General features: G+C 73.8%; 12 protein-coding genes and 2 pseudogenes. 9 read left to right on the top strand and 5 right to left on the bottom strand.

Annotation, left to right across the window (positions count from 1 at the left end):
* Positions 1–102: 102 nt before the first annotated feature.
* A pseudogene (locus AB0M76_RS39380) lies at positions 103–776 on the bottom strand (FAD-dependent monooxygenase); the annotation flags it as partial.
* 14 nt (positions 777–790) lie between these two features.
* On the opposite strand from AB0M76_RS39380, the pseudogene AB0M76_RS39375 reads away from it, so the two are divergent.
* Together AB0M76_RS39375 and AB0M76_RS39370 are read left to right on the top strand one after the other, a co-directional pair.
* A pseudogene (locus AB0M76_RS39375) lies at positions 791–976 on the top strand (TetR/AcrR family transcriptional regulator); the annotation flags it as partial.
* On the top strand, positions 976–1,890 hold the full coding sequence (locus AB0M76_RS39370; protein ID WP_365957546.1) for an ADP-ribosylglycohydrolase family protein: 915 nt from the start codon (positions 976–978) through the stop codon (positions 1,888–1,890). The pseudogene AB0M76_RS39375 and the gene AB0M76_RS39370, both read left to right, overlap by 1 nt.
* Here AB0M76_RS39370 and AB0M76_RS39365 read toward each other — a convergent pair.
* Both AB0M76_RS39365 and AB0M76_RS39360 read right to left on the bottom strand, forming a co-directional pair.
* Complete coding sequence (locus AB0M76_RS39365; protein WP_365957541.1) at positions 1,866–2,255, bottom strand: cytidine deaminase; 390 nt, start codon at positions 2,253–2,255, stop codon at positions 1,866–1,868. The genes AB0M76_RS39370 and AB0M76_RS39365 overlap by 25 nt on opposite strands.
* Before the next feature lie 7 nt (positions 2,256–2,262).
* Positions 2,263–3,063, bottom strand: a complete 801-nt coding sequence (locus AB0M76_RS39360; protein WP_365957540.1) for an aspartate/glutamate racemase family protein — start codon at positions 3,061–3,063, stop codon at positions 2,263–2,265.
* Between the two features lie 1,848 nt (positions 3,064–4,911).
* Here AB0M76_RS39360 and AB0M76_RS39355 point away from each other — a divergent pair.
* From AB0M76_RS39355 to AB0M76_RS39335, 5 genes are all read left to right on the top strand, one after another.
* Positions 4,912–6,081: a glycosyltransferase gene (locus AB0M76_RS39355; RefSeq protein WP_365957539.1), complete on the top strand. Its 1,170-nt coding sequence runs from the start codon at positions 4,912–4,914 to the stop codon at positions 6,079–6,081.
* A 246-nt stretch (positions 6,082–6,327) separates the two neighbouring features.
* Positions 6,328–6,843, top strand: coding sequence for a DUF6643 family protein (locus AB0M76_RS39350; RefSeq protein WP_365957538.1), 516 nt, complete (start codon positions 6,328–6,330; stop codon positions 6,841–6,843).
* A gap of 55 nt (positions 6,844–6,898) precedes the next feature.
* On the top strand, positions 6,899–7,723 hold the full coding sequence (locus tag AB0M76_RS39345) for an MOSC N-terminal beta barrel domain-containing protein (RefSeq protein WP_365957536.1): 825 nt from the start codon (positions 6,899–6,901) through the stop codon (positions 7,721–7,723).
* Positions 7,724–7,970: 247 nt separating this feature from the next.
* Positions 7,971–8,588, top strand: a complete 618-nt coding sequence (locus tag AB0M76_RS39340; protein ID WP_365957534.1) for a hypothetical protein — start codon at positions 7,971–7,973, stop codon at positions 8,586–8,588.
* A gap of 132 nt (positions 8,589–8,720) precedes the next feature.
* The gene (locus tag AB0M76_RS39335) at positions 8,721–11,171 is read left to right on the top strand and encodes a right-handed parallel beta-helix repeat-containing protein (RefSeq protein WP_365957533.1); all 2,451 of its coding nucleotides are present in this window, start codon (positions 8,721–8,723) and stop codon (positions 11,169–11,171) included.
* Here the strand turns inward: AB0M76_RS39335 and AB0M76_RS39330 are convergent.
* Positions 11,113–13,599, bottom strand: coding sequence for a hypothetical protein (locus AB0M76_RS39330; protein ID WP_365957545.1), 2,487 nt, complete (start codon positions 13,597–13,599; stop codon positions 11,113–11,115). The two genes, AB0M76_RS39335 and AB0M76_RS39330, sit on opposite strands and share 59 nt — an antisense overlap.
* 282 nt (positions 13,600–13,881) lie before the next feature.
* On the opposite strand from AB0M76_RS39330, the gene AB0M76_RS39325 reads away from it, so the two are divergent.
* Positions 13,882–14,379 carry an SRPBCC family protein gene (locus tag AB0M76_RS39325; protein WP_365957531.1) on the top strand — a complete coding sequence of 166 codons (498 nt, stop codon included), beginning with the start codon at positions 13,882–13,884 and terminating at the stop codon, positions 14,377–14,379.
* A gap of 37 nt (positions 14,380–14,416) precedes the next feature.
* Here AB0M76_RS39325 and AB0M76_RS39320 read toward each other — a convergent pair whose 3' ends face one another.
* A complete protein-coding gene (locus tag AB0M76_RS39320; protein WP_365957530.1) occupies positions 14,417–15,553 on the bottom strand; it encodes a PLP-dependent cysteine synthase family protein in 1,137 nt (378 codons plus the stop codon).
* A gap of 198 nt (positions 15,554–15,751) precedes the next feature.
* Here AB0M76_RS39320 and AB0M76_RS39315 point away from each other — a divergent pair, with 198 nt between their 5' ends.
* Entirely contained in the window at positions 15,752–16,300 is a 549-nt protein-coding gene (locus AB0M76_RS39315) for an ATP-binding protein (RefSeq protein ID WP_365957529.1), read from the top strand.
* The last annotated feature ends 18 nt before the right edge of the window (positions 16,301–16,318 follow it).

The raw sequence follows: 16,318 nt of genomic DNA, 5'->3' as shown, positions 1-16,318 counted from the left end.
CTGGTACTCGTGCACACGACTACCTGCTGATCATCCGCCAGCCAAACCGCCAAGCCGACGCGTCCCGATCTCAATTACCCCCGAGGCCGTAAGCGTGGGCTAAGCGTCGCTTAGGGCCTCGGCGTCGAGGAGGGCGGTGCAGGCGCCCTGGCCGAGGTGAGGGGTCATGGCGTGGGCCGCGTCGCCGACCAGGGCGGTACGGCCGCCGTCGACGAACGTGGGCAGCGCCGGATGGAGGTGGCGCAGCTCGTACCGGATCCAGGTCGCCGGATCGGTGCCGGCGAGGACCTGCGCGATGGGGTCGTGCCGGCCGGCGAACGCGGTACGCAGCTGTTCGGCGGCCGCCTCGGGGGTGGCGGCCGCTGTCGCGGCGGTCTCGGGGACGGTGGCGTACCAGTTGGTTCGACGGGGGTCATCCCGAAGAAGCGGCCCGCACCCCATGTCTCGCCGTACACACCGGTCTCGTATCCGGCGATGCCGATCCAGGCGACGGTACCGACGGGGCGCGGGCCGACGGCCGTGCCGAAACGGGCGGTGTGCACGGCGCTGTTGATGCCGTCGGCGCCAACGACGCGGTCGGCGTCGAGCCCGTCCGGGTCGGTCAGCCGCTGCCCGTACGCGATCTGCGTGCCGCCGAGCCGGTCGAGCTCGACGAGCAGGGCGTCGATCAAGTACGAGCGGGAGATGAGGAGTTCGGGGCGGCCGGCCTTGCGCTCGATCCGTTCGAGCGGCAGGGCGGCCAGCACCTTGCCGTCGGGGCGGCGGATCCGGGCACGCACACCTGCTGCACGCGGCCGGGCTGCCGGCCGGACCGGACCGGGCCCGCACCCTCACCCTCGCGCTGCACGGCGCGCTCCCGCACCTGCTGACCGGGGCCCCGGGCACCCTCGCCGCCGCCGGCCTCGACGACCTGGCAGGCTTCGCACGCGGTCTACTGGTCTGCGTATGCCCCGAACCGTCCGAGGAGGAACCGTGATCACTCGAGTCGACCGTGCCGTGGGCGCCGTTCTGGGCTCGGCCGTCGGTGACGCGCTCGGCGCACCCTACGAGTTCGGGCCCGCCGGCGAGTTGACCGCGCGCGGCGAGGAGATGCGCGGGGGCGGCGGCTGGGACCCGGGCGAGGCGACCGACGACACGCAGATGGCCGTGCTGGTCGGCGAGTCCCTGCTGGAGCACGGTCTCGAACTCCCCGACATCTTCGGGCGGTTCCAGCGCTGGGCGGCCGACGCGCCCAAGGACATCGGGCTCCAGACGGAGGACGTGCTGACCAACGGCGAGGCCTGGGACCTGGCCGCCGCACTGCACTTCCAGATCAACGCGCGGGCGGCGGGCAACGGTTCCCTGATGCGGGCCTCCACCTCGGCGGTGTACTTCGCCGCCGCCGGGCGGGAGGGCACGATGGACGCCGCCCGGCGGATCGCCGCGCTGACGCACGGCGACCGGGCCGCCTGGGAGGGCACGGCCGTGCTGCACGAGCTCGTACGGGTGACTCTCGACGGGGGCGATCCGCTGGCCGCCCTCCCCGAGACGCTCGCAGCGGTGCACCCCGACCACCGCGAGCGGTACGGGCTCGTCCTCGGCCCCGACTGGCATCCGGGGCTGGCCACCGAGTTCAACGGAGCGGTCTGGCCCTGTCTGGGCTCGGCCGTGTGGGCGCTGCGGACGACCACCGCGTTCGCCGAGGCCGTACGGGCCGCCGTGGACCTGGGCGGGGACACCGACACGGTGGCGGCGGTCACGGGCATCCTGGCGGGGGCACGCTACGGGCAGGCGGCGATCCCGCCGGAGTGGACCGCTCCGCTGCACGTACCGCTGCCCGGGTTCGGGGACCGGGTACTGGACGCGGACGCGCTGCGCGCGCTCGCTCAGTCGCTCGCGGGGCGGACGTAGCGCTCGGGGAGCAGATCCGCCACGGGCACGGCCCTCAGCGCGCCGCCTGACCCGAGGATCACCCGAAGCCGCGGGTGGAGGTCGAGGAGCACCTGGCGGCAGCGGCCGCACGGCGGGAGCACTCCGCGTTCGCGGTCCCCGACGGCGACGATCGTGTCGAGCGCGCGGATGCCCTGCGCGACGGCCGCGCCGAGGACGACGAGCTCGGCGCAGGGGCCTCCGGTGAAGTGGTACACGTTCACGCCCCCGACGGTCCGGCCGTCACGGGCGCGGGCCACCGCCGCCACGGTGTGATCCTCGCCGTGACAGCGAGTCCGGGCCAGATCGGTGGCGGCCGCGACGAGCTCGAGGTCCTGCGGGGTCATCGCCCCCTCATCGCCCGACGGCCGCGCCCTCTTCCGCGAGCAGCCGCCCTTCGGCGTACCCGAGCGCGGCAGCGGGGAGCGCCCCCTCCTGCCCGCTGAGCAGGACGGTCAGGGTTCCGGTACGGGGCAGGCCCGGCTCGGGGAGGACGCCGAGGCGGCGCAGCGCCTGTACGGCAACGGGCTCGGCGGAGCCGTGGAAGCGGAGGTCGGCGCCGCCGGTCCGCTCGGCCAGGGCGGCCCGGATGGCGGCTTCGACGAGTTCGTAGTGCGTGCAGCCGAGGACGACGTCGGTGACGTCGGCCGGGGTCAGCGCGGCGGCTGCGGCAACGGCCGCGGTGACGGCGACGGCGGTGCCGTCCCCCGCCTCTACGGCGTCGGCGAGTCCCGGGCAGGGCACCTCGGTGACCCGGGCCCCGGCGGCGAAGTCGCGGATCAGCCCGCGCTGGTACGGACTGCCGGTGGTGGCGGGTGTGGCCCAGATGGCGACGCGCCCGCCCGCGGCGGCGGCGGGCTTGATCGCCGGCACGGTACCGATCACCGGGATCCCGGGCTCGAGCTCGGCCCGCAGCGTCGGCAGGGCATGCACGGAGGCGGTGTTGCAGGCCACGATCAGCGCGTCCGGCCGGTGCCCGGCGGCGGCCTGGGCGACACCGAGGGCGCGCCCGGTCAGATCGGCGGGGGTACGCGGCCCCCAGGGCATGCCGTCGGGGTCGCAGGAGAGGACCAGATCGACGTCGGGCCGCAGCCGCCGCATCGCGGCAGCCGCCGCGAGGAGGCCGATTCCGGAGTCCATGAGGGCGATCTTCACCTGGTCACCTTAATCGAAGCCCCCCGGAAAACCCCCAATCCGGGGGGGGTGGGGTGGGGTCGGGGCGAGGGTGGGGCGGGGCCAGGTGGGCGGGGGTGGGCTGGCGGGGCGGGGGCCGGAGGGGACCGGCCGGCCGGGAGTGCCGGGCGAACCGGGGGTGGGGGCCGCAAGGACCAGGCGACCGGGGGTGCCGGCGCGGCGGGACCTGAGCGGCTGGATCCCGTCGACGGGAGGCCGCCACCACAAACGGGACAGAGCGACGAGGCCAGCCAACCGGACTACCGGGCACGACGGGACCTGAGCCGCCGGGTCCGCGCACGCAGCGTCGACGTGCCACTCGGGGACGCCGGCGGGCGAGGCCCGCGGAGGCGGGATGGCCGGGGCGGGGGGCGGCGGGCGGGCGGCCTGTCGAGTCGGCGTCGGTGGAGTGTCCGGGGGCTTCCCGGCAGTCCACTGTCCTTCCGTGTCGCGCCGGCCCGTCAAGGGCGCTCCTTCGTCGCGTCGCTACGCGATGGCCTTCGGCCACCCTTGACCGACCGGCCCGCCCCGGAATGCCATAAGACTGCCGGGAAGCCCCCGCAGGAACGGTCAGGGGGTTCATGTTCCGATGAGGGCCCATCACAGATCCTGACCGGCAGCCCCTGTCATCCGGAGTCCGCTCACCAGGAGCATCGAGCCGCGTCGGCGATTGCGCCGCGGGGAGGCCACGCCTCCCTCGAGGGCCCACAGGACACCCTTTCCGGACCCGGGCAGGGTCAAGCCGCACCAGACAGCGACCAGATGCCCATGCCGGTAGGCCTGGGCCCGCAGGCGCGTCAGGTCGCTACGTGCTCCGCCCGGCTTGGCGTCCGGCGGCCGTCTGTGGCCGCTCATAAGCCGCCCGCGACCGGCACAGGGGCAGCCCGGCATGCGACAGCGGGTCGTTTGCCCCTTTTGTTCTCCAGCTGCGTGCCGGAAGGCGCCCTGCCGGAGTGAGGGGTTGAGAAATCCGGCATCAGGCTCCCTCTCACCGGCTTTTCGCCCCAAATGGCGTGCAGACGCCCGGAAACCTGCCCATGGGAGGCGTCTGGGCGGCCTATGTCCAGCCCCAGACGGCCGCCGGACGACAAGCGATGAGAAGCAAGTAGCGATTTGATGCGTCCACGGCCCAACCGGCACCGCATCGTCATCTCATCGCTGTCTGGTGCAGGTTGACCCTGCCAGGGTCCGGAAAGGGTGCATATGGGCCCTTGAGGGAGGCCTTCCCCTCCCCGCGGCCGTGTCACCGGCCTGGCTCGGTGGTCCTGGTGGGCTGGGTGCGGATGGACGGGGGCCCCTGCTCGGCATCTCTGATCGGGGCTGATCGGAACCCTGAACCCCTCGGCCATCCTTCGGGGGCTTCCCAACAGTCTTTGGCATTCTGGGGCGGGCCGGGCAGTCAAGGGTGGAGCGCAGCGACATCGCGAATCGACGCGACGAAGGAGCGCCCTTCACGGGCCGGCACGACACGGAAGGACAGTGGACTGACGGGACGCCCCCGGACACTCCCCCGGCCCCGAGCCGACAGACCCCGACCCCGTCCTCCCGATCGACGTTTCCGTCGCCGAGTACACGGACCGGCCCGCACGTCCCGACCAACCCTCCCGACCCCGCGCACACGAACCTCACCCCCACCCCTCCGCCGCGCCTCTCCGACCCGGCTCGACGGACCCACCCTCCAGCCCCGCCTCCCCGACCAGCTCCTCCGACCCCGAGTCGACGGACCCCACCCTCCTACGCTCCCGCCCCCCACCCCGCCCGCTCGACCCCCGCCACCCCCACCCCGCCCGAATGCGGGACACGTTCCGCGGGGTTCGGCAGACTGCCCGTATGGGCCTTCTCTGCGCCGCCTGCGCATCCCTCGTCGTCTGGATCTGGCTCACGTTCGCCCAGGGCATGTTCTGGCGGACCGACGTCCGGCTCCCTCCGCGCAGCGCCCCCGCCCGCTGGCCCTCCGTCGCCATCATCGTCCCGGCCCGGGATGAGGCCGGGGTGCTGCCGTACAGCCTGCCCTCGCTCATCGCCCAGGACTATCCCGGCGAAGCCGAGGTCATCCTGGTCGACGACGGCAGTACCGACGGCACCGGCGCCCTCGCCCTGCGGCTGGCCCGGGAGCAGCCGGGGCTGCCCCTCACCGTCGTCTCCCCCGGCGAGCCGGAACCCGGCTGGACCGGGAAGCTGTGGGCGCTGCGGCACGGCATCGCGCTCGCCCGGACCGCTCACGCCACCGAGCCCGAGTACCTGCTCCTCACCGATGCCGACATCGCGCACGAGCCCGACAGCCTGCGTGAGCTGGTCGCGGCCGCGACGACCGCCGAGCTCGACCTCGTCTCGCTGATGGCCCGCCTCCGTGTTGTCAGCCTCTGGGAGCGGCTCGTCGTACCGGCCTTCGTGTACTTCTTCGCCCAGCTCTACCCCTTCCGCCGGATCAACCGCCCGACCGGCCGGACCGCCGCCGCGGCCGGCGGCTGCGTCCTGCTGCGTACCGAGGCCGCCGTACGGGCGGGCGTGCCGGAGTCGATCCGGCAGGCCGTCATCGACGACGTCTCCCTCGCCCGTGCCGTGCGGCGTTCGGGCGGCCGGATCTGGCTGGGGCTCGCGGAGCGGGTGGACAGCGTGCGCCCGTACCCCGCGCTCGCCGACCTGTGGCGGATGATCTCGCGCAGTGCGTACACGCAACTGCGCCACCGGCCGCTGCTGCTGGCCGGGACGGTGGCCGGGCTCGTGCTCGTCTACCTCGTCCCCCCGGTCGCCCTCCTCGCAGGTCTGGCCACCGGGCACGCCGCCACCGCGTGGGCCGGCGCCCTCGCCTGGCTGCTGATGGCCGGAACCTATCTGCCGATGCTGCGCTACTACCGCCAGCCGGCCGTGCTGGCTCCGCTGCTTCCGCTCACGGCCCTCCTGTACCTCCTGATGACGGTCGACTCGGCCGTCCAGCACTACCGGGGCCGCGGCGCGGCGTGGAAGGGCCGAACCTATGCCCGTCCGAGTGATGCCTGAAACGGCGGACTGCTGCCCGTGCCGATGTCATACCAGGTCACCGTGTTGTGACGCTGCGTCAGCAGCAAGTCGGTGCAACACCCAACCGGTGAGTACGAGTAGGAACAACCCGGGGCGGAAGTGGCGAAACGTGCACATGAACGAGAAGTGAAGGGTGTGGCTCTGACCTGGGAATATGCAGGTCAGGGCGGTGTTCGTCACACCTCGCTATGGACCCGGTGAAGTCGTGGGCTTAACTTAGGTCCCATGACCTCCCCCCGCTCCACTTATGGCGGCGGTTACTACTCCGCGCCCTCCTTCCCGGACACCCCCATCTACGACTCCCTCGTCGCCGAACGCGGCACCCCGCAGATCGCCCCGATCCGCGTTCCGGCCGCGTACGACTCCCCGAGCGCCGGCTATTCGAGCGGTGGGTACCTCCCGGCCCTCGCCTCGTCCATGCCCGCGCTGCCCCCGGCCATGCCGCAGCAGCAAGCCCCGGCGTACGGGTACCCCCCGTACCAGCAGCAGGCGGCGCCCGCGCCGATGCCGCTGCAGAACGCGCCCGCTCCGTACATCCCGCAGCAGCAGCCCGCCGTGGCCCGCGCGGGCTACATGCAGCAGGCGCAGCCGCAGCAGCCGCGACCGGTGGCCACGGGCACCGGGTACGAGGCGATGCGTCCGGCCGCACCGCGCCCGATGCAGGTTCCGGTTCCGGCTCCGGTTCCGGCCGCCTCGTACGAGGACCCGTACGGCCGCCCGTACCAGGGGCGTGGCTACTGACGGGCCCGCTGACGCTCGTCGGAGCGTGCGTGGGAGCTCCTGGCAGGATGCTCCCATGGCGAATTTGTATGTCCAGGCGCTCCACGTCCATCCCGTCAAGTCGGTAGCGGGGACAGCTCCCGACGAGGTGGTCGTGGAGCCCTGGGGTCTGTCCGGGGACCGGCGGTGGGCGCTCGTCGACACCGAGGGCACGGTCATCACCCAACGCCAGCAGCCCCGGCTGGCGTTGGCCGCGGCGCGTCCGCTGGACGGAGGCGCCGTCGCGCTGTCGGCTCCGGGCATGGCCGAGCTGGTCGTGGAGGTGCCGGAGCCGGGTCCGCTGGAGCCGGTCGTGCTGTTCGGCAAGAAGGTCGAGACCGTGGTCGCCGCGAGCGCCGCGGCCGGCTGGTTCAGCGCCTACCTGGGGGTTCCGGCGCGGCTGGTGCACATGGACGACCCTGCCGTGCGGCGGCCCGTCGACCCGGAGTACGCGCTGCCGGGCGAGACGGTGAGCCTCGCCGACGGCTATCCGGTGCTGCTCGTGACCCTCGCGTCGCTGGACGCGCTGAACTCGCTGATCGCGCAGGGGGACCATCCCGAGGAGGGTCCGCTGCCGATGAACCGTTTCCGCCCGAGTGTGGTGGTCGCCGGCGCCGAGGCATGGGCGGAGGACGGCTGGCGGCGCATCGCGATCGGCGACGCCGTCTTCCGCGGGGTCCGGGAGTGCGGGCGGTGCATCGTCACGACCACCGACCAGGCGACGGCGGAGCGCGGCAAGGAACCGCTCAAGACCCTGGCCCGGCACCGGCGGATCGGCAAGTCGCTGGCCTTCGGGCGGCAGCTGGTTCCGGTGCGGGTGGGCACGGTGCGGGTGGGCGACGAGGTCCGCGTCCTGGAGTGAGCGTGCGGCAGCCCCTCGGAATGACACATTCGAGGGGCTCTGGGGGAACGCTGGAACCAAGCACCGTGGGCGGGCCGTTGGTGCATTCGACAGGTGTGGCGGGAAGGTGCGGGAGTTCGGCTTCGGCTTCCGTGACTTCGTGCACCGGATCGGGTGACACGACTGCCGCGCGTCCCGGAATGCGCGTTGCCGGGGCATGCGGGAGGCTTGGACCGCAGACAGACGGAGGCAAAGGGGGTGCCGGACCGTGTGGACAGCCATGGGTGTGTGGCGTTGGCGGCGCAATCCGCTGCGCCGGCCTACAGATCTCTTCGAGGCGTGGGTGGCGTTCGCCGCGCTGGTGTGCGTCCTGTTGGTGGCTCCGGCCGTCGGCACGGTCGCAGGCCTGGAGGTGGACGGCACGCTGCAGCGGGCCGCGCGCGAGCAGCGCCAGGAGCGGTACCTCGTCCCGGCCGTGGTGGTGCGGCCGGCCGCCGAGCCGGCCTCGGGCGCGGGGGCGGGCGCTGATCCTTCGGCGCAGCGGCAGAGCCCGCAGCGCACGCAGATCGTGGCGTCGTGGACGGCGCCCGACGGAAGCAGTCACCAGGGCACGGTGCCGGCCGCGGAGGAACCGCCGCAGGCAGGGGACCGGTTCCGGATCTGGACCGATACGCAGGGCAGGCTCGTGGGGCGTCCGCTCGACGGGGCCTCGGCGAGTGCCCACGCGGCGGTGGTGGGCCTGGCCGCCGCTCTCGGCGCGGCTGCACTGGTGGAGACGGTCCGCCGGCTCGTCGTACGAAGGCTCATACACCGTCGGTACATACGCCTGGACCGTGCGTGGGCGGCGGCGGGACCGGACTGGGGCCGGGCGGGTGCGGGCAGCTGACCTGGCATCTCACCGGCCCCGCGCGCGCTACGGTGGAGCGGCCGGAGTCGGTCGCCGCCACTGCGGTGGGCGGCAGCGGTGGTTTCAGTCGCTTCGACAGCGCGAGTACGAGAGCGGGGGCACGACAGCACCATGGCACAGGGCGCGGTCCAGGTGACGCACGGCGGGGCTTCGCGGTGGCGGCGCCGCTCCGGTGAGTATCCGACGCTGGCCGCCGCGCTCGCCGTCGCAGGCGACGGGGACGTGCTGTCCATCGCCCCCGGCACCTACCGGGAGAACCTGGTGCTGCACCATGCCGTCACCCTGCGCGGGCCGGAGGGCTCGGTCGGTTCGGTGCGGATCGCCCCGCTCGACGGGGTCGCGCTGACGGTGCGCGCCTCGGCCGTGGTCCAGGACCTGCACCTGGAGGGGCAGGACCGGGCCGCGCCCGCGCTGCTCGTCGAGGAGGGCTCCCCCGAGCTCACCGATCTCCGGGTGAGCACCCGCTCGGCGGCCGGCATCGAGGTGCGCGGCGGGGCCCGCCCGCTGGTGCGGCGGTGCACGGTGGAGAACCCGGCGGGCGTCGGCATCGCCGTACTGGACGGTGGCGGTGGGGTGTTCGAGGAGTGCGAGGTGGTGGCTGCCGGACAGGCCGGGGTCTCCGTCCGGGGCGGCGGGCATCCGCGTCTGGAGCGCTGCCGGATCCACCATGCGTCGGGCGCGGGCATCGCGGTCACCGGCGAGGGTTCGGGGCTGGAGGCGCTGGGCTGCGAGGTGTACGAGATCAAGGGCACCGGTGTGCAGATCGCCGCGCGCGCGGCGGCCCGGCTCACCGATTGCGCGGTGCACCGCACCTCGACGGACGGGGTCACCCTCGACACGGACGCGGTGCTCACCCTTGCCGGCTGCGATATCCACGACATCCCGGAGAACGCGGTGGACCTGCGCTCCCGTTCGGTGCTCACGCTCAGCCGCACCACCGTCCGACGGTTCGGCCGCAACGGTCTGTCGGTGTGGGATCCGGGTACCCGGGTGGATGCCGAGTCCTGCGAGATCCACGACAGCACGGGCGACTATCCGGCGGTGTGGATCAGCGACGGGGCCACGGCCTCCCTGAACTCGTGCCGGGTGCACGACGTGCCGGACGCGGTGTTCGTGCTGGACCGGGGTTCACGCGCCGACGTCGTCGACAGCGATCTGTCCCAGGTGCGCAACACCGCCGTCTCGGTGAGCGACGGGGCGACCGCACAGGTCGACGACTGCAGGATCCGGGAGGCGGCGACAGGGGCCTGGTTCCGCGACCACGGAAGCGGCGGCATCCTCGCCAACTGCACGATCGACGCGGTCCAGACGGGGGTGATCGTCACCAAGGGCGCCGATCCCGCGCTGGAGCGGTGCACGGTGAGCTCCCCGTCCGAGGCCGGGTTCTACGTGTCGGCGGGCGGTCGCGGAACGTTCCATTCCTGCCGGGTGACGGGCAGCTCCGGCTTCGGCTTCCACATCATCGACGGCTGCCGCACCACGCTGACCGGCTGCCACACCGAGCGCTGCGCGCGCGGGGGTTACGAGTTCTCGGAGGACGGCCCCCTCGCCGAGGAGTGCACGAGCGACGAGTCCGGGTCGCGGCTCGCCGCCCAGTCGGCCGCAGCCGGGGCTCTCGCCGGTGAGCGCGCGGGCATCCGTACGGTCGGCGCGGTCCAGAGCCCTGCGGCGCATGCGGCGCAGGTGCCCGCTCCGCGCCCGGTGGAGGAGGCGGACCGGGGGTCGTCGGCGGCGCGCGGCTCCGGCGAGGTGCTGGGCCAGCTCGACGCTCTGGTGGGCCTGGAGAGCGTCAAGCGCGAGGTGCGGGCGCTCACCGACATGATCGAGGTGGGCCGGCGACGGCAGCAGGCGGGCCTCAAGGCCGCCTCGGTGCGCCGCCATCTGGTGTTCACCGGCTCCCCCGGCACCGGCAAGACGACGGTGGCCCGGCTCTACGGGGAAATCCTGGCCTCCCTCGGGGTCCTGGAGAGCGGGCACCTGGTCGAGGTGTCCCGTGTGGACCTGGTCGGTGAGCACATCGGCTCCACGGCTATCCGTACGCAGGAGGCCTTCGAGCGGGCGCGCGGCGGGGTGCTGTTCATCGACGAGGCGTACGCGCTGGCGCCGGAGGACTCGGGCCGGGACTTCGGGCGCGAGGCGATCGACACCCTCGTGAAGCTGATGGAGGACCACCGGGACGCGGTCGTGGTGATCGTCGCCGGGTACACGGCGGAGATGGACCGCTTCCTGACCGTCAATCCGGGTGTGGCCTCGCGGTTCTCCCGGACCATCACCTTCGGCGACTACGGGCCGCAGGAGCTGCTGCGGATCGTGGAGCAGCAGGCGGAGGAGCACGAGTACCGGCTCGGCGAGGGCACGGCCAAAGCGCTGCTGACGTACTTCACGGAGCTGCCCAAGGGCCCGGCGTTCGGCAACGGCCGCACGGCCCGGCAGACCTTCGAGTCGATGGTCGAGCGGCATGCGGGCCGGGTGGCGCAACTGTCGGATCCGGGCACGGACGAGCTCACCCTGCTGTTCCCGGAGGATCTTCCGGCTCTGCCTGCGCTGCCGGCTCCTTGCTGACCCTGGGGGCCGGCACGGCGGGTGTGGCCGATGTGCCGCCGCCCGCGGGCGGCTCTGCCGGTGCGGCCGACCGGGCGCGGCGGGCGGGCCCCGCCAACCGGGCCAGGAGGGCATCGCGTTCGGCGGCGAAGGCGGGGTCGGCCTGGTAGTCGAAGTGGCCGAGAATCGGCGCGGGCAGCGGGTGGCGGGCGCTGCGCCCGTAGGCGAGCGGGTCGGCGAGCGGCCCCCGGTCCACGGAGTCGGCCGGGGCGGACGGGCCTGCGGGGCCGTGGGGGCTTGCCTTGCCCGGCGGGCAGTCCGCGCGGGTGGTGTCGCCGGCCTGAGCGAGGACCGGGCCGCCGATCGGGTCGGTGGCGCGCCAGAGGTTGCGCCAGCAGTCGACGTCGCCGTGCAGCGCGCCGAGCGGGCCCGGCCCGAAGTACGCCGGGAACCAGCGCCCGTACAGCCGCCGGAGCGGGGAGCCGTACGTGAGCAGGGCGACCCGGCGGCGGACCTGCGGCGGCAGTTGCCAGACGGCGGCCGCCGCGAGGACGCTGCCCTGGGAGTGGCCGGAGATCACCAGGCGGCCGCCGGTGCGACCGGTCCAGCCGGTCATCCGCCAGGTCAGGTCGGGGACGGCGCGCTCGGCGTAGCAGGGCGGCGCGAACGGGTGGGCGGCGCGCGGCCAGAAGGTGCCGACGTCCCACAGCACCCCGATGGTGCGGCGGGCGGCGGGATCCCGGTAGGCGCGGCGGCCCCAGGTGACGAACAGGATGAAGCCGAGGCCGATCAGCCAGGACCCGGCGTCCTGCGCGGCCCGCGCGGCGGTCTCCAGCAGCGGGTGGGCGCCACGGGCGGCCTCGCCCGGGACCCGGCCGCTGATCCAGGCTCCGGCGAGGGCGCCCGCGCCGAGCAGCAAGGTGATCCCGGAGATGGCGGCCACGAACCAGGGCGCGGAATCGGTGAGCGCGGCGGCGGCCCGGGCCCCGGCGATCCGGCGGCTGCGGTCCTCGTCGGGCGGCTCCCCCGGGTACTCGGCGGCCACCCCGGCGGCGAGCCTGCGCCGGGCGCGGATCCCGCGTACGGCGAACCAGGCGGCGAGCAGGGCCAGTACGAGGATCAGCGGGGGCAGTACGGCGGCCTGCCAGGACAGCAGCACGGGCGGCGCGGGCAGCGGAGCACCGGCCGGTCCGGTGGCTCCCGCTCCGTCCAGCCAGTCGGCGACCCGCTGGGCGACGCCGCCGGACATCACCCCGCCGAGGGCGCAGCCGAGCATGGCGATGGCGGGGCCACCGAGGCCGTACAGGGCGGTCGCCTGGTCCGGGGCCAGCCGGTACAGGCGGACGGCGACGGCGGCGAGGAACAGGACGCAGCAGCCCTGGCCGAGCATGAGCGCGCCGAAGGCGAAGTCGCCGGGGAGCCGCCCGGCGGAGGTCCACCCGGGGCGGGACCAGCCGGCGTACAGCAGGGCGGCGGCGAGCAGCGCGAGGGCGGAGCCGGGCAGCAGGGTGACGGCGGCGCGGTCGAGGCGGTGGTCGGCGCGGGCCTCGGTGCGGCCGCGCCGGCAGACGACCCAGGCGACGGCGACGGCCCCGGCGGCGAGCAGCACCTCCACGGCCCAGCCGAGGGCCTCGAGCGCTGGGGTGCCGACGCGGCGGTCGTAGCGGGCGGTGGGTACGGCGACGGCGGCCGCGACGGTGAGCAGCCCGGCGGCGGTGTGCGCGGCGCGCAGCCGGGCCACGATGCGCCGCCCGTACCAGAATCCGGGGCGGCCGAGGGCGGGCGCAGTGCCCGCGGCGGCTGCAGGGGCGGCCGTGTCCGCGGGCGGTGGCTGGGACTCGTACGCGCTCCACGTGCGGTTCGACAGGAACCACAGCAGCCCGGTCAGCGCGGCCGGGACCAGCGCGCCGAGGGCGAGCCGTCGCCCGGGCTGGCCCCACCAGCCGCCGGGTTCGAGGAACCCGAGCCAGGAACGGGAGCCGGTGCAGCCCGTGGATCCCGCGCACTGCCAGGCGAGGAGGTCGAGCGAGACCTCGCAGGCGGCCGCGATGAGCAGCAGGGTGAGGCTGAGGGCGAGGACCCGTACGAGGACCCCGTACGTCCGTACCCCGCGCGGCGCCGGACCTGTGGCGGGCGCGGCCGGCCGGGCCCAGTGGGCGAGGTTGACCACCATGAAGGGCAGGAGCAGCAGCCACAGGGCGCGGGCGCCGTTGCCGGAGGTGAGCCGGGACCAGCAGTAGGCCTCGACCACGGGCCGGCCGGCGTACCACTCGGGATGGTCCTCGGCGTCGGCGTCCGCGGCGCGGCGGAACACGGCGGCGGTCGAGTCCCCGGTGATCCGGACGGTGCGCGGGTCGCCGAGCAGCTCGTCGGGGGGTGCGCCGTGGACTCCGTGCACGCGGAGTTCCAGGGCCAGGGGCCGTGGGGGTGTGAGGAGTTCGAGGGCCAGGGGATGCGGGGGCTTGGGGGTGTCCGGCACGGCGGCCTCCGCTAGCGGGGCGAGATCAGCGCAGCTCCAGCATCCCGCGCCACGGACCCCGTGCCTAGGCCCCCTCCGGGCGATCCTCCGGCCCGGGGCTTGCCACCGACCGGCCCGGGAGACGCGGCCGCAGGGGCCGCGCGGGCGGGGCCGGGGCGGCGAAGAAACAGCGGACATCTGACGGGGCGCCAGCTATGGTACGCGCACCACACGCGCACACACGTTCCGCTGCACACCCCCAGGAGGCACCCCATGGCACGCCGACTCCGCCCGGTGGGGCTGGACTTCATCGAGGACGCCCCGATCCGCCTGAGCTTCGTCGCGCGGACGGCGGCATCGCCCGAGGCCGTGTACCGGGCCCTGGCCGAGGAGGTCGAGGGCTGGCCGCGCTGGTTCGGGGCGGTGACCCTGGCCCGGCCGACGCACGGGGGTGCGGGCCGGGAGGTCCGGCTGGTGGGCGGGACCCGCTTCCAGGAGACGATCATGGCGGCGGATCCCGAGCGGCGCTACGCGTACCGGGTCGACGAGACCAACGCCCCCGGGGTGCGCGCCCTGTTGGAGGAGTGGCGGCTCGTTCCCGCCGAGCCGGGACCCGGCACCCTGATCCGCTGGACCTTCGCCGCCGACGGCCCGGCGCTCTTCCGGCTCGCCCTCACCGGTGCCCGCCCGGGCCTGGGCCACTCGTTCCGCTCGGCGGTCCGGGCCCTGGACGCCCGCCTGTCGGCGCAGCGACCGACGGGCGGCGCATGACACGCCACCGGCACGGGCGCCGGGCGGTCCCCGCCGGTCAGGCCGCCGGCTCGCGCCAGACGCCCGTGGCCAGCAGGGTCTCGAGCGTCTCCGTGTACGGGGCGATGTCCAGGCCCTGCGAGGCCAGCCACTCGTCCGAGTAGTACTTGTCCAGGTAGCGGTCGCCCGGGTCGCACAGCAGCGTGACCACGCTGCCCTTGCGCCCCTCGGCCACCATCTCCGAGATGATCTTCAGGGCGCTCCACACACCCGTACCGGTCGACCCGCCCGCCTTGCGCCCGATGGCCTGCTCCAGCGCCCGGCACGCGGCGACGCTCGCCGCATCCGGCACCTTCATCATCCGGTCGATCGCGCCCGGCACGAAGCTCGGCTCCATCCGCGGCCGGCCGATGCCCTCGATGCGCGAGCCGCAATCGCTGCTCGCGTGCGGGTCGTTGTTGGTCCAGCCGTCGAAGAAGCAGGAGTTCTCCGGGTCCGGGACGCAGACGCGGGTGTCGTGCTGCATGTAGTGCACGTAGCGCGCGATGGTCGCGGAGGTGCCGCCCGTGCCGGCGGTCGCCACGATCCACGCAGGCTCGGGGTAACGCTCCAACTGCAGCTGCTGGTACATCGATTCTGCAATGTTGTTGTTGCCGCGCCAGTCCGTCGCCCGCTCCGCATACGTGAACTGGTCCATGTAGTGCCCGCCCGTTCGGGCGGCGAGCTCCGCCGACTCCTCGTACATCTTCATCGAGTCGTCCACGAAGTGGCATTCCCCGCCGTGGAATTCGATGAGGCGGCACTTCTCCGGGCTCGTCGTGCGCGGCATGACGGCGATGAACGGAACGCCGATGAGCTTGGCGAAGTACGCCTCGGAGACGGCGGTCGAGCCGGACGAGGCCTCTATGACCGGGCGGCCGGGCCGGATCCAGCCGTTGCACAGCGCGTAGAGGAACAGCGAGCGCGCGAGGCGGTGCTTGAGGGAGCCCGTCGGGTGGGTGGACTCGTCCTTGAGGTAGAGGTCGATGCCCCATTCCTCGGGGAGCGGGAAGCGCAGCAGGTGGGTGTCGGCGGAACGGTTGGCGTCGGCCTGGACCTTGCGGACGGCCTCCTTCAGCCAGGCGCGGTAGTCCGCGTCGCTACGGTCGACGTCGATTGTCGTAGCCGTCGTACCGGAGGTACGGGTGGTGCTCATGCGCCTTGCTCCTTCATGCGGTTCTTCGCCCCCTGCTTTCGCAATGTACCTCCCTCACCTGCACAAACAGTCACTTTGGGTATCTATGCGGATCGCTTTCGATCGCGTTCGGTTGCATACACGGGCACCGTGGGTGACCCTGGTGGAGCATTACCGAGGGTGCAGCACCCGTAACACTCATGTCGGGGAGTCGCAGCCGTGATCAGTCATTCCCGCAGGCACTGCGTCGTAGAACTGCAGGCCTTGCCGTCCCGGATCGGGCAGATCCGAAGGATCGTTTCAGCGCAACTGCGCCACTGGCAGCTCGATCCGCTCATAGACCGGGCTGCGCTCGGCGTGACGGAGCTGCTCAGCAATGTCCACCGCCATGCGCAGCCGGACAAGACGTGCACGGTCGAGATCGAGCTGCGGCTGGGGCGGCTCACGGTCTCGGTGTACGACAGCGATCCGCGGCTTCCCGTCCTGCGGGAGGCGGCCGCGGACGCCCTGGAGACCTGTGGGCGCGGGCTCGCGCTGGTCGCGGCGGTCAGCGAGGCCTGGGGCGCGCGCAACCAGGCCGACGGCCCCGGCAAGGTGGTGTGGTTCTCGCTCCGCGCCGCCCCGGCGGCATCGGCGCAGCAGCGGCCGGTCGGCAACGGATCCATGCCCGTACGAGAACCCGTGCCGGCGGTGGTCGTCGCCGTGGACCCGGGCGCCGTCCCGACCGGCATGTCGGTGGCCGCGTCGGTCGGCGCCAGGCCCGGGTGAGGGTTCCGTCGCCGCATC

Origin of the sequence: Streptomyces sp. NPDC051364 (genome assembly GCF_040682115.1) — a bacterium.
Classification (GTDB): domain Bacteria; phylum Actinomycetota; class Actinomycetes; order Streptomycetales; family Streptomycetaceae; genus Streptomyces.
Note: the sequence above shows the minus strand (reverse complement) of the source record. Positions and strands in the feature narration are given on the sequence as shown.